The organism is Pseudomonas sp. H2_A10, from assembly GCF_054680085.1.
This window is the reverse complement of the sequence record NZ_CP162821.1, coordinates 603,035-621,893: the sequence shown is the minus strand read 5'-3', so window position 1 is coordinate 621,893 and position 18,859 is coordinate 603,035. Positions and strand designations below refer to the sequence as shown.

Annotated in this window: 18 protein-coding genes; 6 read left to right on the top strand and 12 right to left on the bottom strand. The window is 61.3% G+C overall.

The features are described 5' to 3' along the window. Positions 1-47: 47 nt before the first annotated feature. The 3 genes from AB4O23_RS02755 to AB4O23_RS02745 all read left to right on the top strand — a co-directional run bounded on the left by AB4O23_RS02755 (position 48) and on the right by AB4O23_RS02745 (position 3,802). Entirely contained in the window at positions 48-1,223 is a 1,176-nt protein-coding gene (locus AB4O23_RS02755) for a tetratricopeptide repeat protein (protein WP_017526039.1), read from the top strand. Between the two features lie 186 nt (positions 1,224-1,409). Then, complete coding sequence (locus AB4O23_RS02750; RefSeq protein WP_460089450.1) at positions 1,410-3,347, top strand: RecQ family ATP-dependent DNA helicase; 1,938 nt, start codon at positions 1,410-1,412, stop codon at positions 3,345-3,347. Between the two features lie 23 nt (positions 3,348-3,370). After that, positions 3,371-3,802 (top strand): acyl-CoA thioesterase, encoded by a 432-nt coding sequence (locus AB4O23_RS02745; RefSeq protein ID WP_460062089.1) that lies wholly within the window; start codon positions 3,371-3,373, stop codon positions 3,800-3,802. Between the two features lie 152 nt (positions 3,803-3,954). Here AB4O23_RS02745 and AB4O23_RS02740 read toward each other — a convergent pair whose 3' ends face one another. The 4 genes from AB4O23_RS02740 to AB4O23_RS02725 form a co-directional block, all read right to left on the bottom strand. After that, positions 3,955-4,431 (bottom strand): glycine zipper domain-containing protein, encoded by a 477-nt coding sequence (locus AB4O23_RS02740; RefSeq protein ID WP_017526036.1) that lies wholly within the window; start codon positions 4,429-4,431, stop codon positions 3,955-3,957. Positions 4,432-4,639: 208 nt separating this feature from the next. Next, positions 4,640-6,988, bottom strand: coding sequence for an FdhF/YdeP family oxidoreductase (locus tag AB4O23_RS02735; protein ID WP_460150391.1), 2,349 nt, complete (start codon positions 6,986-6,988; stop codon positions 4,640-4,642). Beyond that, a complete protein-coding gene (gene fdhD / locus AB4O23_RS02730) occupies positions 6,985-7,824 on the bottom strand; it encodes a formate dehydrogenase accessory sulfurtransferase FdhD (RefSeq protein WP_065876640.1) in 840 nt (279 codons plus the stop codon). The genes AB4O23_RS02735 and fdhD overlap by 4 nt, the downstream gene beginning before the upstream one ends. 109 nt (positions 7,825-7,933) lie before the next feature. Then, positions 7,934-8,809: a LysR family transcriptional regulator gene (locus tag AB4O23_RS02725; RefSeq protein ID WP_135196898.1), complete on the bottom strand. Its 876-nt coding sequence runs from the start codon at positions 8,807-8,809 to the stop codon at positions 7,934-7,936. Between the two features lie 132 nt (positions 8,810-8,941). Here AB4O23_RS02725 and lysM point away from each other — a divergent pair, with 132 nt between their 5' ends. Beyond that, a complete protein-coding gene (gene lysM, locus AB4O23_RS02720; protein WP_065876641.1) occupies positions 8,942-9,382 on the top strand; it encodes a peptidoglycan-binding protein LysM in 441 nt (146 codons plus the stop codon). Positions 9,383-9,430: 48 nt separating this feature from the next. Here lysM and yrfG read toward each other — a convergent pair whose 3' ends face one another. Continuing rightward, a complete protein-coding gene (gene yrfG, locus AB4O23_RS02715; protein WP_017526031.1) occupies positions 9,431-10,093 on the bottom strand; it encodes a GMP/IMP nucleotidase in 663 nt (220 codons plus the stop codon). Between the two features lie 87 nt (positions 10,094-10,180). Here yrfG and nudE point away from each other — a divergent pair, with 87 nt between their 5' ends. Next, entirely contained in the window at positions 10,181-10,747 is a 567-nt protein-coding gene (nudE, locus tag AB4O23_RS02710; RefSeq protein ID WP_065876642.1) for an ADP compounds hydrolase NudE, read from the top strand. After that, a complete protein-coding gene (gene cysQ / locus AB4O23_RS02705; RefSeq protein WP_065876643.1) occupies positions 10,744-11,580 on the top strand; it encodes a 3'(2'),5'-bisphosphate nucleotidase CysQ in 837 nt (278 codons plus the stop codon). Before nudE ends, cysQ begins: the two co-directional genes overlap by 4 nt. Positions 11,581-11,645: 65 nt before the next feature. Here the strand turns inward: cysQ and AB4O23_RS02700 are convergent, their stop codons facing one another. Genes AB4O23_RS02700 through rfbB form a run of 7 tightly spaced genes read right to left on the bottom strand, consistent with a single transcriptional unit; the run spans position 11,646 to position 18,720 of the window. Further along, positions 11,646-12,101 (bottom strand): thioesterase domain-containing protein, encoded by a 456-nt coding sequence (locus AB4O23_RS02700; protein WP_065876659.1) that lies wholly within the window; start codon positions 12,099-12,101, stop codon positions 11,646-11,648. Positions 12,102-12,127: 26 nt separating this feature from the next. Next, complete coding sequence (locus tag AB4O23_RS02695) at positions 12,128-13,504, bottom strand: sigma-54-dependent transcriptional regulator (RefSeq protein ID WP_017526027.1); 1,377 nt, start codon at positions 13,502-13,504, stop codon at positions 12,128-12,130. Beyond that, positions 13,501-15,309 carry a sensor histidine kinase gene (locus AB4O23_RS02690; RefSeq protein ID WP_017526026.1) on the bottom strand — a complete coding sequence of 603 codons (1,809 nt, stop codon included), beginning with the start codon at positions 15,307-15,309 and terminating at the stop codon, positions 13,501-13,503. The genes AB4O23_RS02695 and AB4O23_RS02690 overlap by 4 nt, the downstream gene beginning before the upstream one ends. 36 nt (positions 15,310-15,345) lie before the next feature. Continuing rightward, positions 15,346-16,227 carry a dTDP-4-dehydrorhamnose reductase gene (gene rfbD / locus AB4O23_RS02685; protein WP_065876645.1) on the bottom strand — a complete coding sequence of 294 codons (882 nt, stop codon included), beginning with the start codon at positions 16,225-16,227 and terminating at the stop codon, positions 15,346-15,348. Continuing rightward, positions 16,224-16,769, bottom strand: a complete 546-nt coding sequence (rfbC, locus tag AB4O23_RS02680; RefSeq protein ID WP_017526024.1) for a dTDP-4-dehydrorhamnose 3,5-epimerase — start codon at positions 16,767-16,769, stop codon at positions 16,224-16,226. The genes rfbD and rfbC overlap by 4 nt, the downstream gene beginning before the upstream one ends. After that, the gene (rfbA, locus tag AB4O23_RS02675; protein WP_017526023.1) at positions 16,766-17,641 is read right to left on the bottom strand and encodes a glucose-1-phosphate thymidylyltransferase RfbA; all 876 of its coding nucleotides are present in this window, start codon (positions 17,639-17,641) and stop codon (positions 16,766-16,768) included. The genes rfbC and rfbA overlap by 4 nt, the downstream gene beginning before the upstream one ends. Continuing rightward, entirely contained in the window at positions 17,638-18,720 is a 1,083-nt protein-coding gene (gene rfbB, locus AB4O23_RS02670; protein ID WP_017526022.1) for a dTDP-glucose 4,6-dehydratase, read from the bottom strand. Before rfbB ends, rfbA begins: the two co-directional genes overlap by 4 nt. Between the last annotated feature and the right edge of the window lie 139 nt (positions 18,721-18,859).

The following is an 18,859-nucleotide window of genomic DNA, read 5'->3' as shown; positions in this document are numbered from 1 at the left end:
GCAAAATCTTGTAGGGCGATTCCGCCCGTTATTAAAGGGAGTTAAGCATGAGTTTGCTTCGTGTCGCTTCGGCGATGTCATTGTGCGCGGTAGCTTTTTCCGTTCAGGCCGAGCAGTTGCCGATTGAAGTGCTCAGCGCGGTGGTCAAGGATCAGAAAATCGCCGATGCCGAAGTGTTGCTGCAACGCAACGGCGCGCAGAACGTGGTGGGCCGCACCAACGCTCAGGGCCAAGTGACCTTGACCAGCGAAGCCGCCGACGATGCCAGCAACCTGCTGATCATCAAGAAGCCCGGCTATTCCAACCTGGTGGTGAAGTGCCCGTGCAAAGGCATGACTTACGCCATCAGCCCGGTGATGGAAAACCTCGACGGCCTGCGCGTGGTGCTGACTTGGGGCCAGACCCCGGACGATCTCGACTCCCATATGATCTTCCCCGGCAACAACATTTACTTCGAGAACAAGACCGGCACCGACGCTGAGCTGGACGTAGATGACACCGACAGCTACGGCCCGGAAACCATCACCCTGCAGAAAAAACACTACGGCGAAAGCTACGTTTACGCCGTGCATGACTACAGCAACGGCGGCAATCCAGGCTCGCGCCAGTTGTCCAACAGCGAAGCCAAGGTGTTCGTGTACATGGGCCAATCGCTGGTGCGCACCTACTACGTACCGAAAAACCGCAGCGGTAACCTGTGGACAGTGTTTCGCATGACCGGCAGCGGCGACTTCCAGGACATCAACACGTTCAGCGGTGTGAAGGTCGATGCCAAGGACGTACTGAACGAAGTAAAACCATTGCTGGATGACAGCGTTGCGGTCACCGCAGTAGCTGTCAGCTCGTCCGCACAAGCTGATGCGAAGCGTCTGAATGTGCAGGGTGAAGCGGCCTACCAAGCGGGTAACCTGGACCAGGCGATTGACCTGTTCCGTCAGGCTATCGATCTGGACAATGGTTTTGGCAAGGCCTACGGCAACCTCGGCCTGGCCTATCAGAAGGCCGGTAACACCGCTGAGTCGATCTGGGCCAACCGCAAGGCCATCGCCCTGGCGACGGGTGCCAATGCGACCACCGTACGTGCCGGCGCTTACTACAACATCGCGCGCATCTACGAAGCGGCGGGGCAGTTTGCGGATGCGTTGCGTCATTACCAATTGGCCAAAGAGCAGAAGGCCAATCCGGTGTATGACACGGCGATTGAGCGGGTGCGGAACCGCTGATTCAGCCATGGCGCAGTTCTGAAAGTGTGGGAGGGGGTAAGCCCCCTCCCACATTTGGTTTGCGGTGTTCCTAGCTACATCCTGTGTATCATCCTGTCTCTTTTTTCCATGCGACCTTTCTCGATCCGCTGAGCTGACTGGGCTACGTTTTCAAGCCACGTTCACCGGTCAATGGAGTGACAGCCTATGCACGACACCCTCCAGCAGGTCTTTGGTTATCCACAGTTTCGTTTGGGCCAGCAAGAAACGGTCAGCGCCGTGCTGGCCGGTCGTTCGGCGGCCGCGATATTTCCTACCGGCTCAGGCAAGTCCCTTTGTTACCAGCTATCGGCGGTCCTGCTGCCGCACCTGACGTTGGTGGTGTCGCCGCTGTTGGCACTGATGCAGGACCAGTTGGGTTTTTTGCAGCGCCACGGTATCTCGGCGGGCAGTATCGATTCGGCCCAGAGCCGCGGGCAGGCCAACGACGTCATGGCGCGTGCACGTTCGGGCGAGTTGAAAATCCTGATGATTTCAGTGGAGCGCCTGAAAAACGAGCGCTTTCGTAACTTCCTGCAAAGCGTGCGGATTTCATTGTTGGTGGTGGATGAGGCGCACTGTATTTCCGAATGGGGCCACAACTTCCGTCCGGACTACCTGAAACTGCCGGACTACCAACGTCAGTTCAAGATCCCACAAGCGCTGCTGCTGACGGCTACAGCCACGCCCAAGGTGATCGCCGATATGCAGGCCAAGTTCGCCATCGCGCCGCACGATGTGGTAACCACAGGGTTCTATCGGCCGAACCTGAATCTATTGGTCGAGCCGGTCAGCGGTGCGGACAAACGCCGACGCTTGGTGCAATGGATGAGTGAGCGGGCCAACCAGCCGAGCATTGTCTACGTCACCCTGCAAAAAACCGCCGAGCAGATCGCCGAGCACCTGAACCGCAACGGTATCCAGGCCGAGGCCTATCACGCAGGTTTGCTCCACGACAAACGAGAGAGTATCCAGCAGCGCTTCATGGGCGGGCGCTGCAATTGCATCGTTGCCACCATCGCGTTTGGCATGGGCATCGACAAGAGTGACATCCGCAATGTGGTGCACTTCGACCTGCCCAAATCCATTGAGAACTACAGCCAGGAAATCGGCCGCGCCGGGCGCGATGGGCAGCCTTCGGACTGCCTGGTGCTGGCCAACCGCGACAGCCTCAATGTGCTGGAGAACTTCGTCTATGGCGATACGCCAGAGCAGGAGGGCATCCGGCGCGTGCTCGAAGACTTGCAGGCGGCGCGCGGCGAGGGGCAGTGGGAGTTCCTGCTGCGCTCGCTGTCGGATCACAGCAATATCCGCGAGCTGCCACTCAAGACGCTGCTGGTGCAACTGGAGCTCAAGGGCGTGATCGCGCCGCGCTATGCGTTTTATGCTGAATATCGCTTCAAGTACCTGATCGAACCCGAGGCGTTGCTGGCACGATTTTCCGGTGAGCGGCAGCAGTTTGTCGCAGCGATTATCCAAGTGTGCAAGCGTGCGAAAACCTGGGCGACGGTGGATTTCGATGCGCTGTACCAGCAACACAACGCCGAGCGCAGCCGCGTGGTGAAGGCGCTGGATTACTTCCAGGAGCAGGGCCTGATCGAGCTGGAAAGCAAGCAGATGACCGAGGTCTACAGCCTGCTGAATACCGACTTTGACCCCCAGGTGTTGAGCGCCGAGTTATACACAGGCTTCAAGCAGCACGAGGTGACGGAGGTGGCGCGAATTCACGCCATGCTCGAGCTGTTTGCCACTCAACACTGCCTGGGGCAGCGGCTGGCGCGGTATTTCGGCGATGAAAACGCACCGCAGCGCTGCGGGCATTGCTCGGTATGCCGGGGGCACGTCGCGCATCTACCGGCGCCGCCGAGCCTGCCGCCGCTTGTGGATAAAAATTTCATGGGGCTGTGCGGTGATTTTATCCACAGGCATCATGCACACACCGGCCAACTGCCTGGAGCTGAACGGTTGACGCGTTTTCTGAGTGGTATCAGTGTGCCGCTGTTCACCCGGTTAAAGGCGCGAGGCATTTCGGGTTTTGCTGCGCTGGAGGACTACCCCTACGCCGAGGTGCGCGAGTGGGCCGAGGCCCATTTGAATGACCTGTAACTTCCCTTTGACCAGAGGTGCCCATGCCTGACTCCGTGCCGCAACGTGCCGATTACCCTCACTTCCAGCCGGTCATTACGCGTTGGCACGACAACGACGTGTACGGCCATGTAAACAACGTCACCTATTACAGTTTTTTTGACACGGCGGTGAATACCTACCTGATCGAGCAGGGCGGGCTGGATATTCATGACGGTGAGGTGGTGGGGTTTGTGGTGAGTTCGGCGTGCGATTACTTTGCGTCAATCGCCTTTCCCGAGCGCATTGAAATCGGCCTGCGGGTGGGCAAGTTGGGCAACAGCTCAGTGCAGTATGAATTGGCGGTATTCAAGGCAGGCGAAGAGCAAGCCTGTGCGGCGGGGCGTTTTGTGCACGTGTTTGTGGAGCGCCAGACTAACCAGCCAGTGACGATAGCGGGGACGTTGCGCGAGGCGTTGCAGCGGTTGGCGGTGTAGCCGATCCCCCAAACGCGGCAAGCACAATGTGGAAGGGGGCTTGCTCCCGATATAGGTCGGTCAGTCAAGGATGCTATGACTGATCCGCCCCTATCGGGAGCAAGCCCCCTCTCACATTTAGTTTTTCAGTGATTCGTCAGGCCGCGTGTTTATCAGTCGCGATAACGATGCTTGTTCTTGCGATGCCCATAGGCATGGCCACGGCCTGGGTGGCCATCGCGGTAGTAGCGACGGTCGTCGCGCCCACGATAACGGCGGTCGTCGTCATCGCTCTTGTTACCCATATAGTTGCCCAGCGCACCACCCGCGCCACCACCAGCTGCGGAGCCGATCAGTGCACCGGTGCTGCCGCCGACACTGCGGCCCACGACGTTGCCGCCGGCTGCGCCCAATGCGCCGCCAATGGCTGCTTCGCCACGGCTGCGTTTGTCGGCGCCGACCGCGCTACCGCCCGCGCCGCCGATGGCTGCGCCGATCGTCGAACCGGTGTTGCCGCCCAACTGCTGGCCGACCACAGAACCTAGAACCCCGCCCAATGCGCCGCCTACACCGGCTTCGGTGGTGCCACCGGCCATGGCTGCGCCACTGACCAGGCCAAGGGACAACAAGAGAATCGAGGAGAACTTCATTCAGGGAAACCTCAAGGGGATGACGGCGCGATCCTGAGGCTGTATTGACATTGTGACAATAGAAATCCGACCAGTAGCACGAGTTGTACACAATTCTCCAAGTTACTGTTTTAACTACGGAACTTAAGTGATTTTTGCGAGTCATTAGCTACTTCGGAACGGCCGCTTTTTTACAAAAGCGGCCTTTTTTTGTGTCCGAAATGATCGGTCAGGCCGAACGCGACAGGATCAAACCGCTCTCGCTCGCCGCTTCCAGGCGTATCGCCACAAATTTTGAGGTTGGCGTATGGCTGCCATCGCCTGTGCTTTCGAGCGGCACCAGCGGGTTCACTTCCGGGTAATAAGCAGCTGCCTGCCCCGCCGGAATATCAAATGCGAGCAAGGTAAAGCCCTTGACGCGGCGCTCGCGGCCATCCTCCCACAGCGACACGATGTCGGCCTTCTGCCCAGGCTTGAAGCCCAGGCGGATAATGTCGGCTTCGTTGACGAACAACACATCGCGCTGGCCTTTGACCCCACGGTAACGGTCGTCCAGGCCATAAATGGTGGTGTTGTACTGATCGTGGGAGCGCATCGACTGCATGATCAGGTCCGGCACGCGCCCTGTGGCGTGGGTGCGCTCGTGGATCAGGTCCTTGGGCAGGATGTTCGGGCGGAAGTTGGCGCGGCCCGAGGGCGTGTTCCAGCGGCGTGCGCCGGCGGAGTTGCCCAGATAGAACCCGCCCGGATGTTTGATTTTTTCGTTGAAGTCCTTGAAGCCTGGGATGGTGTCGGCGATCAGATCGCGGATGCGCCCGTAGTCGGCCACCAGCCAGTTCCAGTCCACCGGTTTGCTGCCCAGGGTGGCGGCGGCGATGCCGGCGAGGATGGCGGGCTCGGACTTCATCAGCTTGGACAGCGGTTGCAGTTGGCCGTTGGAGCCGTGAACCATGCTGAACGAGTCCTCCACTGTGACCGCTTGCGCGCCGTCGACCTGGATGTCGATATCGGTGCGGCCCAGGCACGGCAGAATCAGTGCGTCTTTACCGTGGGTCAGGTGGCTGCGGTTGAGCTTGGTGCTTATTTGCACGGTCAGGTCGCAATTGCGCAGTGCTTCGAAGGTGCGGGTGCTGTCCGGCGTGGCTTGGGCAAAGTTGCCGCCCAGGCCGATAAACACTTTGGAACGCCCTTCCAGCATGGCGTGGATGGCTTCCACCACGTTGTGCCCGTTGCTGCGCGGTACCTGGAACTGGAAACGACGCTCCAGAGCGTCGAGGAACGCCACCGGCGGACGTTCGTTGATGCCCATGGTGCGGTCGCCCTGCACGTTACTGTGGCCGCGCACCGGGCACAGGCCGGCGCCTGGGCGGCCGATGTTGCCGCGCAACAGCATCAGGTTGGCGATTTCCTGGATGGTCGGTACCGAGTGGCGATGCTGGGTGATACCCATCGCCCAGCACATGATCACGTTCTTGCCCTTGGCGTACATGCGCGCCGCCTGCTCGATCTCCACCAGCGGCAGGCCGGATTGCTCAACGATTTCATCCCACGAGGTGTCGTCGATCTTGGCCAGGTAATCCAGCACGTTGGCGGTGTGTTCGTTGAGGAAGTTGTGGTCGAACACGGCTTCCTTGCCTTCGGCCTGGGCCTGGCGTTCCCACAGCAGCAGGAACTTGGCCATGCCGCGCAGGATGGCCATATCGCCGCCCAACGCCGGACGAAAATAGGCGGTGTTGGTCGGCCTGTCGCCGTTGGTGAGCATTTCCAGCGGGTGTTGCGGGTGCTGGAAGCGTTCCAGGCCACGCTCTTTGAGTGGGTTGATGCACACCACCTGGGCGCCGCGCTTGACCGCTTCGCGCAGCGGTTCGAGCATGCGCGGGTGGTTGGTGCCGGGGTTCTGGCCCCAGACGAAGATCGCGTCGGCATGTTCGAAGTCATCAAAGGTCACGGTGCCTTTGCCCACCCCCACGCTCTGGGCCAGGGCCACGCCGCTGGCTTCGTGGCACATGTTCGAGCAATCCGGGAAGTTGTTGGTGCCATAGGCGCGCACGAACAACTGATACAAATAGGCCGCCTCGTTGCTGGCGCGGCCCGAGGTATAGAACTCGGCCATGTCCGGGCTTGGCAACGCATTGAGGTGTTGACCGATCAGGGCGAACGCCGCTTCCCAGCTGATGGGCGTGTAGTGATCGGTTTGGGCGTCGTAGCGCATCGGCTCGGTCAGGCGGCCCTGGTATTCGAGCCAGTAATCGCTCTGCTCCAGCAGCGCGGTCACGCTGTGCTTGGCGAAAAACGCGGCGTCCACACGGCGCTTGGTGGCTTCCCAGTTGACCGCCTTGGCGCCGTTTTCGCAGAACTTGACCATGCCGCTTTCCGGCGAATCGCCCCAGGCACAACCGGGGCAGTCAAAGCCGCCGTTCTGGTTGGTCTTGAGCATCATGCGCAGGTTTTTCAGTGCGTTATCGCTGGTCAGCCAGGCCTGTGCCACGCTGATCAGGGCACCCCAGCCGCCGGCCGGGCCTTTGTAAGGCTTGTAGCGCGGGGTCGGGGTTTGGTCGGCTTGATGATGATTGCTCACGGCTGGTTCTCCATCGCAGGGCTGTAGACCCGCGGCGCACTTTTTTGCGGCAGGTGGATGAGATTGAGGTTGTGTCGGCGAGCCCATTGCAGGGCCAGGCCGGTGGGCGACGACAGGCTGACCAGGGTCTGGATGCCCGCGCGCAGGACTTTCTGGATCAACTCGAGGCTGCAACGGCTGGTGACGATCGCCAGGCCGCCTTCGGTCGGGATCTGTTGGCGGATCAGCGCGCCGATCAACTTATCCAGCGCGTTATGCCGACCGATGTCTTCGCGGCCCAGCAGCAACTGGCCCTGGCTGTCCATAAACACCGCCGCATGTACCGCGCCGCTGTACTGGCCCAAGGGCTGGAAGGCGCTGATGCGCTGGCGCAGGCCATCAAGCCATGCCGCAGGCGGTAACGGTGCACCGGGCAAGACCTTCAAATCCGGCAGAGCCTGCTCTACGGCTTCGACGCCGCACAGGCCGCAGCCGCTGGTGCCGGCCAGCTGGCGACGTTGCTGTTTGAGGTTCCAGAATGCGCGGCTGGAAATCTGTACATGGGCGTACTGGGCAGAGCCAGAACCGCTGAGTTTCAGGTCATAAATCTCGCTAACGTCGGCGATAATGCCGCTGCCGATACTAAAACCAACGATAAAGTCTTCCAGATCGGTCGGTGTTACCAACATGACCGCCTGGCTGATGTCGTTGTAGGCAATCGCCAACGCCACTTCTTCCGCCAACGCAGTGCTGGCGACGTCTGTGTGTTCGAGTGTGCAGTACTGGTAGCTCTGGCTGGCGGCGGGCGCGGGCGTTTCGAGAGCGGGCGCCGCGCAGACTGGGCGCTTGGCGTTCATGAGGCAATACCACCGGCGGATTGATCAGTGTTTAGACTAGGCGCGACAAAGCGTCGCGTCTAATTGCCAGTACTGATCTACCGATAGATGACGTCGATCAAGGCTCGATCTACGATTTCTGATACAGCGCGAAACAGGCCTCGGCCAACGCCGAACGTGGCGCGCCGCGCCGCATGATCAGCCCCAGCCGGGCGAGGGTGTGGGCGTCTTCGATGGGTTGCAGGCGCAGGTGCTCGGTGAGCGCTTCCAGGCCTCCGTCCAGCGGCATCACGGCGCAGCACAGTCCACCGTGTACGGCTTGTAACAACTGATGGACGGCATCGGTTTGCAGCAGCGGTTGGGGGGTGAGCCCTCGGCTGTGGAAGTTGTGGTCGATGGACTGGCGAAAATGCATGCCGCTGGTGAGCATGCCCAGGGGCAGTTCGATCAGTGCTTCCCAGCTCAACGGCTTGTCGCCGAAGCTGAAAAAACGTTGATCGTAGAGCAGGCCCATGCGCGTTTCGCCCAGGGCCAGCGAGTCGAAGCGCTCGTTATCCAGGCGCTCCAGGTAAGACACGCCCAGGTCCAGGCGATTGCTCGCCAATTGCTCAAGGATCTGTTCCGAGCTTAAGGCCGACAGCTCGAAGCGCAGGCTCGGGTGCTCTTTATGCAACTGTTGCATCAACGCCAACGGATCAAAGCTCGACAGCGGCACCACGCCCAGGCGCAACGTACCCACCAGATTGCCCCGGCAGGCCGCCGCTTCGGCTTGCAAACCGTCATACGCCGCCAGCACGGTGCGTGCCCAGGCCAGCACGCGTTCGCCGGGGGCGGTAAAGCCTTCAAAACGCTGGCCGCGATTGACCAACGGCAAGTCCAGCTCTTCTTCAAGGCTGCGCAGGCGCATCGACAGGGTCGGCTGAGTGATATGGCAACGCGCCGCCGCCTGGCCAAAGTGACGGGTTTCGTCGAGGGCGATGAGGAATTTCAGCTGTTTGATGTCCATCTTCGCTCCAGGGCTTATTCCAATGGCGGGGGGATTCTAGCGCGTTTGGGTCTTTGGTCGGTCTGGAACCCAATTGTGTAAGGCTGGTCTAGTCTTGGGCATCTGGAACTTAAATACCAAGGAGAGTGCACCATGAGTCTTTTTAGTTTTGTTAAGGAAGCCGGCGAGAAGTTGATCGACCTGTTGACGCCGGGCAATGCGAATGCCAGTGAGCAGTTGAAGGAGCACGTAGCCAAAGTGGGTCTGGGTAATCCGGATGTACAGACCACGGTGGAGGGCGACAAGGTGACCGTGACCGGTAAAGTCGCCAGCCAGGAAGAGAAAGAGAAGATTCTGCTGGCGCTGGGCAATATTGCCGGTGTGGCCAGTGTGGATGACCAGATCACCGTAACCGGCCCGGCCGTTGCCGCTGCCCGTTTCGTCGTGGTGAAAAAGGGCGACACCCTGAGCGCGATTTCCCTGACGGTGTATGGCAACGCCAACCAGTACAACAAAATCTTCGAGGCCAACAAGCCGCTGTTGTCGCATCCGGACAAAATCTACCCAGGGCAGACGCTGCGCATTCCTGAGTAACAACGCAGGGCAAAATGTGGGAGGGAGCAAGCTCCCTTCCACATAGGTTCAGAGCCCGGCAATCAGGTCCCGGTAATCATCGACCGCCGCAAACTCCGCCGTGTCCTTCGGCCCCTTTTTGCTGTCCGGCTCTTTCACCGCCAGCAAATGCCCCACGCCAAAATCCCGCGCACTGCGCAAAATCGGCAACGTGTCGTCGATAAACAGACTGCGCGAGGGGTTGAAGCCGGTGTCGGCTTGCAGCGCATCCCAGAATTGTGGGTTTTCCTTGGCAAAACCGTAGTCATGGGAGCTGATCAGCCGCTCGAAATACGGCGCCAGTTCGATGCGCTCAAGCTTGAGCGACAACGAATCGCGGTGGGCGTTGGTGATCATGATCACGCGCTTGCCGGCCTGTTTGATCGCCGCCAGGAAGGTATCGGCATCCGGGCGCAGGGCGATCAAGTGAGCGGTTTCCAGCTTGAGCTCGCGCACCGGGATCTTCAGCTCGGCACTCCAGAAATCCAGGCAATACCATTGCAACTGTCCGGCGTTACGCTCGAACAGTGGCAGCAGCTCCATCTCGGCCATGGCCCGGCTCACACCGTGCAGTTCGGCATAACGCTGGGGCAGGTGTTCCATCCAGAAGTGGTTGTCGTAGTGCAGGTCGAGCAAGGTGCCGTCCATGTCCAGCAGGACGGTGTCGATGGTTTGCCAGGGCAAAGAGGGCATGGGGCGTTCTCATATAAGTAAAGATATCCGACACAGACAATCGGAAAAGCCACGGTATAGTACCCCGATCACGCCAAGGAGCCGCTTATGCGCCAGAAACCCACCGTCCTCGCCCGCGAAATAGTCGCCAGTAGCCGTTTGTTCCGCGTGGAGGAAGTGCAATTGCGCTTTTCCAACGGCGTTGAACGCACCTACGAGCGCCTGGTGGGTCGCGGTGCCGGTTACGGCGCGGTGATGATCGTGGCGATGATTGACGCAGACCATGCGTTGCTGGTGGAAGAATACTGCGGCGGTACCGACGAATATGAGTTGTCGTTGCCCAAGGGGTTGATCGAACCCGGCGAGGATGTGCTGGCGGCGGCAGACCGCGAACTCAAGGAAGAGGCCGGCTATGGCGCGCGGCAGTTGGAGCACATTACCGAACTGTCGCTGTCGCCCGGTTACATGAGCCAGAAAATCCAGGTGGTATTGGCCACCGATCTCTATGAGGAGCGCTTGGAGGGCGATGAGCCTGAGCCGATGCGCGTGGACAGGGTCAACCTGCGCGAGCTGTCGCAGTTGGCGCAAAACGAGCAATTCAGTGAAGGCCGCGCCCTGGCGGCGCTGTATCTGGTACGAGACCTGTTGACCCAGCGTGGAGTGTTTGGCGCATGAGCGAACTGTTTTTAGGCCACCCGTTTATCGCCCCCGTGATCGAGTTGGCGCGCCAGGCCGGTGAAGCCATCCTGCCGTACTGGCGCGCTGATGTGGCCGTGACCTCCAAGGCTGACGATTCGCCGGTGACGGCCGCAGACCTGGCGGCTCACCACCTGATTCTCGCGGGCCTGACCGCGCTGGACCCGAGCATCCCGGTACTGTCTGAAGAAGACGCCGATATCGACCAGAGCGTGCGCGCCGGTTGGACGCGCTGGTGGCTGGTGGACCCTTTGGACGGTACCAAGGAGTTCATCAGCGGCAGTGAAGAGTTCACCGTCAATATCGCCCTGATCGAAAACGGGCGTGTGGTGTTCGGTGTGGTGTCGATGCCTACCAATGGCCGTTGCTATTTCGGTGGCGCGGGGTTGGGCGCATGGCGCTCCGATGTGAACGAAGCGCCTCGGCAGATCCAGGTGCGCGAGGCACCGGCGGCCGGTGAGGCGTTTACCGTGGTTGCCAGCCGCCGACACACCAGCCCTGAGCAAGAAAACCTGTTGAGTGGGTTGAGTGCGGGGTTGGGTGAGTTGAAGTTGACGAATATCGGCAGTTCATTGAAGTTCTGCCTGCTGGCCGAGGGCAGCGCCGATTGCTACCCACGGCTGGCGCCGACGTCGCAATGGGACACCGCCGCGGCCCAGGGTGTGCTGGAAGGTGCTGGCGGCGAGGTGCTGGAGCTGAGCGGCGAGCCGTTCAGCTACCCGGCGCGGGCGTCGCTGTTGAACCCGTTCTTTCTGGCGTTGCCGGCCAAGGCGGCATGGCGTGAGCGGTTGTTGACCCTGGCCCGTTCTTAAGACCTGCGCAGATCAAAATGTGGGAGGGGGCTTGCTCCCTCCCACATTTGTTTTGTGTTTGGCTGCTAGCGGTGCAGGACGTATTGGCCCGTGAAGGCTACCGCTCTTTGGTCACTGCCCTCATTCACGATCCACGTGTCCAACGTCAACCGCGCCCGGCCATAGCGCTTGTAGGTCGCCAAGAAACGCTTCCACACCTTCTCTTCCGGCGCGGCGCAAATAGCCGTAGCGTCCTGCGTCACCGGCAGCGGGTAACTGATCTGCCCCTCTTGAATCACGATATGCCCGTCTTCAATCCCTTCCTCGCGCAGTTGCAGGTGCAGCCAGCCCCAGCCCGCCAGCACGGCGCCGCAGTACAGGCTGCCGCCGAACATGGTGCTCTTGTGGTTGATATTGGCCTCAAGGGGCAAGTGCAGTTGCAGTTGCCCGTGTTGCCAGTCGAGCACCTTCAAGCCCATTTCCCGGGTGAGGGGGATGTCGTGGTGGAGGATGGATTCCAGGTAACGGCTGTCGCGGCTCATGGCGGCCTCGTGGTGGGTGGGCGGGGTCATTCGTCGTCAGCGCTTTGGTTGGCGAAGTTGAGGCCGTGCTTGCGCAGTTTGTCGTGCAAGGTTTTACGCGGCACGCCGAGGGCTTCGGCGAGGCTGCGCATGGAGCTGTGGGGGCGGGTCAGCTCGGCGGCGATCAGGCTTTTTTCGAACTGCTCGACCTGTTCGCTCAAGCCGCCCGGGGTGGACGTGAGCGCGCCGCTGGCGGGGTTGTCCGGCGTGCTGTCCAATGCCAGTTCCAGGCCCAGGGCGAAGCGCTCGGCGGCGTTTTGCAGTTCGCGCACGTTGCCCGGCCAGCTATGGCGCAACAACAAGGCGCGCTGGCCTGGCTGCAACTCGTGCAGCGGCAGGCCGTGACGGCTGCTGGCTTCGTCGGCGAAGTGCTGGAATAGCATCAACGCGTCTTCGCCACGCTCGCGCAGGGGAGGGATGCGCAGCGGGGCGACGTTGAGGCGGTAATACAGGTCGGCACGGAAACGGCCCTGGTCCGCCGCCTGGCGCAGGTCTTCCTTGGTGGCGGCGATGATGCGGATATCCAGCGCAATCAGCTGATTGCCGCCCAATCGCTCCACCACGCGCTCCTGCAACAGGCGTAGCAGCTTGACCTGCACGTCCAGGCTCATGCTTTCGATTTCATCCAGGAACAGCGTGCCGCCGTTGGCGAATTCGAATTTGCCGATGCGGCGTTTCTGCGCACCGGTAAACGCGCCGGGCTCATGACCGAACAGTTCGCTTTCCACCACCGACTCGGCCAAGGCCCCAGCGTTGATCGCCACAAACGGCCCGCTGCGGCGGCTCGACAGGTCATGCAGCGCACGGGCCACCACTTCTTTGCCGGCGCCGGTCTCACCCAGGATCAACACATCGGCCTTGGTCGCCGCCAACGCACCGATCTGTTCGCGCAGGCGCAGCATTTGCGGCGAGTGCCCCACCAGGCGCGTGCTCAGTTGCTGACGGTCGCTCAAGGCCAGGCGCAGACTGCGGTTGTCCAGCACCAGGCGGCGCAGGGCCAGTGCGCGGCGCACGCTGTCGAGCAGCGCGTCGCTGGCAAAGGGTTTTTCGAGAAAGTCATAAGCGCCCGCGCGCATGGCCTGCACCGCCAGCGGCACGTCGCCGTGGCCGGTGATCAGCAGCACCGGCAGGTCCGGGTCCTGGCCGTGCAGTTCGGCGAGCAACTCCAGGCCGTCCATGCCGGGCATGCGGATATCGCTGACCACGACGCCCGGCCAATCCCGCGTCAGGCGTGCGGTAAGGCCGCTGGCTTCACCCAGAGGCAGGACTTTCAGCCCGGCCAGGTCCAGGGTTTGGCACAACGCCTGACGCAGGTGCGGATCGTCGTCGATCAATACCACCTGAATCTGGTTATCGATACTCATACACTGCGGTCCTCGGACGGTTGCAGACTCACGCCCGGCGAGCCGGCACGCAATTTCAACGTTAATAGCGCACCGCCTTCCTTGTGGTTGGCGAACAGCAATTCACCGCCAAACGCACGCATCAGCGTTTCACAGATCGCCAGGCCCAGCCCCAGGCCCTGGGTGCGCGTCTTGGTGGTGTAGAACGGCTCGCTGGCGCGGCCCAGCGCTTCCATGCAAAAGCCTGGGCCGTTGTCGCGAATGTACAGGTTGACGCCCTGTGCGGTGGTTTCGGCACTCAGCCACAGTTTGCGTGGCGGGCCTTTTTCGGTGAGCGCATCGAGGGCGTTGGCCAGCAGGTTGCCCAGCACCTGGCGCAAGCGGGTTTCGCCGGCTTGCACCCATAAGGTCGCCTCCGGCAGATCGCGGATCAGTTCCACTTCCATCGACCGCCGGCGCTTGGCCAGCAACGCCAGCGCATCGTCCAGCGCTGGTTGCAGCGCCACACTCTCCGGTGCGTGCCGGTCGCGACGGGCAAAGGCACGCAGGTGAGCGATGATCGAGGCCATGCGCCCGGTCAATTCGCTGATCAGCTTGAGATTGCCCCGCGCATCGGCGGTGCGTTCATGGTCGAGCAGGATCTCGGCGTTTTCCGCATAACTGCGAATCGCCGCCAGGGGCTGGTTGAGTTCGTGGCTGATGCTCGCCGACATGGTGCCCAGCGCCGACAGTTTGCCGGCCTGTACCAGGTCATCCTGGGCGCGCACCAATTCTTGCTGGGCGTGTTCGCGCTCCAGCACTTCCTGTTTGAGCCGCCGGTTCAGGCCTTCGAGGTCGCTGGTTCGCTCGGCCACGCGCATTTCCAACTCGCGCCGGGCCTTGGCTTCGAAGGCGATGCGTTCCAGGTAGTGGCGACGGCGCTGCATCAGCAGGCCCAGCAGCAACATCAACACCAACAGTGTCGCGCCGCCCACGGCAACCACGGTGCGCACGGGGCGGCTGATCAAGGATTGCGGCGCCAGGATCTCCACGTTCCAGCCGGTCTCGGCGATGGCGGTGGATTGGCGCAGCCAGGCGGTGCCGCTCAGGTTCAGCGGCTGCGGGTCGCGGGTTGGGTAGGGCTGGATCGCAATGATGGCCTGGCGCTCTTCGGCGGTCAGCGGCCGGGTGGCGCGAAAGCGCCATTGTGGGCGCGAGGTGAGGATCACTACGCCGTTGTGGTCGGTGACCAGCAGTTGTTCCGGGGTATTGCCCCACAGGCTTTCGGTGTGGTCCAGGTCGACCTTGACCACCAGCACGCCGATGATCGTGTCACCCTCGCGCACGGCGGCGGCGAAGAAGTAGCCGCGTTTGGCCGACGTGGTGCCCAGGCCGAAAAACCGCCCCAGGCGCCCGGCCATGGCTTCGCTGAAGTACGGGCGGAACGAGAAGTTGCGCCCGACGAAGCTGTCCTGTTTATCCCAGTTGGAGGCGGCGAGGGTCTTGCCGGTGGTGTCCATCAGGTACATCACTTCTACCCCGGCCTGGGCGGCAACGTCCTTGAGCAACTGGTTGGCGTTGGCCAGGTGGGTGCTGACGTGCGGCGCATCCAGGGCGGTGCGCAGGGCGGGCAAGTCACCGAGGATCTGCGGCAGCACTTCATAGCGATGCAGTGTGCCCAGCAGGTTGGCCACGTACAGGTCGAGAGTCTGGCGGTTTTGCCCGGCCAGTTCGCTGCGGTAGTAGCGCTCGGCCAAATGCTCCAGCGGCCACAACAGCGGTGCCAGGCACAGCGCCAACAGAGCAAGGCTGCGCCAGCGGGGTCTTCGCGCAAGGGATGGAGTCATGGGAGTCGTGCGCCTGGGGGTACAGGCGCATTATGCCTAGTGCTGTTGTGTAAGACACTCGCGCAATGCGTCTTGCCACTGCGGCTGGCTGACGTGCCATTGCTGTTGCAGGCGGCTGCAATCGAGGCGTGAGTTCAGTGGGCGCCGGGCCGGCGTTGGGTAAGCGCTGGAGGGGATCGCTTGCAGTTCGGCGCAGGCCTTGCCCTCGGTGCGTAAATGCTCGCCAATCGCCTGGGCGAAACCGAACCATGAGGTTTCACCCTGGGCGCTCAGGTGATAAACGCCCCATTCGCCGGCCTCGCCGGCCCGCCAACGTTCGATCAACGCACGGGTGCTGGCGGCAATGGTCCCGGCCCAGGTCGGCGCGCCGATCTGGTCGGCGACGATGCGCATTTGCGGTTTTTCCTGCAGCAGGCGCTGCATGGTCAGCAGGAAGTTTTTACCGTGGTTGGAATAGACCCAACTGGTGCGCAGAATCAGATATTCGCCCCCCACCGCCGCAATCGCCTGCTCACCCGCCAGTTTGCTTTGCCCATAGACCCCCAAGGGGTTGGGTGTGTCGGCTTCGGTGTAGGGCGCGGGTTTGCTGCCGTCGAACACGTAGTCGGTGGAGTAATGGATCAGCGGGATGCCCAGGGCCTTGGCCTCTTCAGCCAATACACCAGGGGCGATGGCGTTGATGGCGAAGGCGGCGTCTGGTTCGCTTTCGGCTTGGTCGACCGCCGTGTGCGCGGCAGCGTTGATGATCAGGTCGGGGCGGTGGGTGCGTATCTGCCGGCGGATCTGGTCGGCGTCGGCCAGGTCGAGTTGGTCGCTACCCAGCACGATCAACTCGCCCACGCCTTGGAGCTGCTGTTGCAGCGCCCGGGAGACTTGGCCGTGCCGGCCGGTGATGAGGATCTTCAAAGGGGGCGTCATGGGAAAAGGTCGGCTTCCTTCAGCAATTTGCCGGCTTGGTCTTTCGCCGACAGTTGCGGTGTCTCGGTGAGCTGCCAGTCGATGGCCAGCGCCGGGTCATTCCAAAGGATGCAGCGCTCGGCGCTCGGCTGATAGTAGTCGGTGGTTTTGTACAGGAACTCGGCGGCGTCGCTCAGCACCACAAACCCATGCGCGAAGCCTTCCGGCACCCAGAGCTGGCGGTTGTTCTGCGCCGACAGGCGCACGCCTACCCACTGGCCGAAGTGAGGTGAACGGCGGCGTATGTCCACAGCCACGTCCAGCACTTCCCCGGCGATGACCCGCACCAATTTGCCCTGGGTGTGTTCCAGTTGGTAATGCAGCCCGCGCAGTACGCCTTTTTGCGAGCGCGAATGGTTGTCCTGCACGAAGTCGCGTTTGAGCCCGGTCGCGGCTTCAAATGCACGGGCGTTGAAGCTCTCGTAGAAAAACCCACGCTCATCCCCGAACACTTTGGGTTCCAGGATCAGCACGCCGGGCAGTGAGGTTTCAACGACGTTCACTGTTTGTCTCCAGCCAGCGCGTACAGGTATTGGCCATAACCGGTTTTGCCGAAGTATTTGGCACGTTCCAGCAGGTGGTCGCGGTCGATCCAGCTATTTTCATAGGCGATTTCTTCGAGGCAGGCGACTTTCAGGCCCTGGCGATGCTCGATGGTCTGCACGTACTGCGAAGCTTCCAGCAGGCTGTCGTGGGTGCCGGTATCGAGCCAGGCAAAGCCACGGCCGAAGCGTTCTACATGCAGGTCGCCGCGCTTGAGATAAGCATTGTTGATATCGGTGATTTCCAGCTCGCCACGAGGTGAGGGCTTGACCGCCTTGGCGATCTGGATCACGTCGTTGTCGTAGAAATACAGGCCGGTCACGGCATAGCTGGACTTGGGCTGGGCCGGTTTTTCTTCAATCGACAGGGCGCGGCCTTCGCTGTCGAAGTCGATCACACCGAAGCGCTCCGGGTCCTTGACCCAATAGCCGAAAACCGTAGCCCCCGAAGGCCGCTTGGCCGCGCCCAACAACTGCTCGCCAAAATGCTGACCGTGGAAGATGTTATCGCCCAGGATCAGGCACACCGGATCATCACCGATAAATTCTTCGCCAATGATAAACGCCTGCGCCAGACCATCCGGCGTCGGCTGTTCGGCATAGCTGAAACGCACGCCAAACTGGCTGCCATCACCCAGCAGGTTGCGATATTGCGGCAGGTCCAGCGGCGTGGAGATCACCAGGATGTCCTTGATTCCGGCGAGCATCAGCACCGAAATCGGGTAATAGATCATCGGCTTGTCATACACCGGCAGCAGTTGCTTGGACACACCCAGGGTAATGGGGTGCAAACGGGTGCCGGAGCCGCCCGCCAATACGATTCCCTTCATCATGCAATCAAATCCTTCATATCGGTGTTGCCCAAACGTTCGCCCTGATAACTGCCGTCCTGGACCCTGCGGCACCATTCCAGGTTATCCAGATACCACTGCACGGTCTTGCGCAGGCCGGTTTCGAAGGTCTCTTGCGGGACCCAGCCCAATTCACGTTCGATCTTGCTGGCATCGATCGCATAACGCTGATCGTGGCCGGGACGATCCTTGACGAAGGTGATCAGGTCGCTGAATTTTTCGACACCGGCCGGCCGCTGCGGCGCCAGCTCTTCCAGCAGGCCGCAGATGCTACGTACCACGTCGATGTTCTTTTGCTCGTTGTGGCCGCCGATGTTGTAGGTTTCGCCGACGACACCTTCGGTGACCACTTTAAGCAGCGCGCGGGCGTGGTCCTCGACGAACAGCCAGTCACGTACCTGCAAACCATCACCGTAGACCGGCAATGGCTTGCCCGCGAGGGCGTTGAGGATCACCAGCGGGATCAGTTTTTCGGGGAAGTGGAACGGCCCGTAGTTGTTCGAGCAGTTGGTCAGCAGCACCGGCAGGCCATAGGTGCGTTGCCAGGCACGCACCAGGTGGTCGGACGCGGCCTTGCTCGCCGAATAGGGTGAGCTGGGGGCGTAGGGCGTGGTTTCGGTGAACAGATCATCCACGCCGTGCAGGTCGCCATACACCTCGTCGGTGGAGATGTGATGGAAGCGGAAGGCGCTCTTGGCCGGCTCTGCCAACGTAAGCCAATAAGCGCGCGTGGCCTCAAGCAGGCTGTAGGTGCCGACAATATTGGTCTGGATAAAGTCCGACGGGCCGTCAATCGAACGGTCGACGTGGGACTCGGCGGCCAAGTGCATGATGGCCTGTGGCTCAAAGCGCGCAAGCACCGCGCTGACGGCCGCCTGATCGATGATATCGGCCTTGACGAACTCATAACGGCTATCGGCGGCGACGCTGACCAGCGACTCCAGGTTGCCGGCGTAGGTGAGTTTGTCCAGGTTAAGCACTTCGTGCTCGGTATGTTGGATCAGGTGGCGGATTAGGGCAGAGCCAATAAAACCGGCGCCACCGGTGATGAGAATGCGCATGTCGGAGGGCCTTTTCCTTAGACGTACTTGAAGCGAATGGGGCATAGCTTGAGTCGTGGAGCCCAGCTCTGCAAGAACCATGTAAGTGGGGGTTGCCTAACGCCCCTGAACAATGGCGATATAGACGTCTAAAAAAACC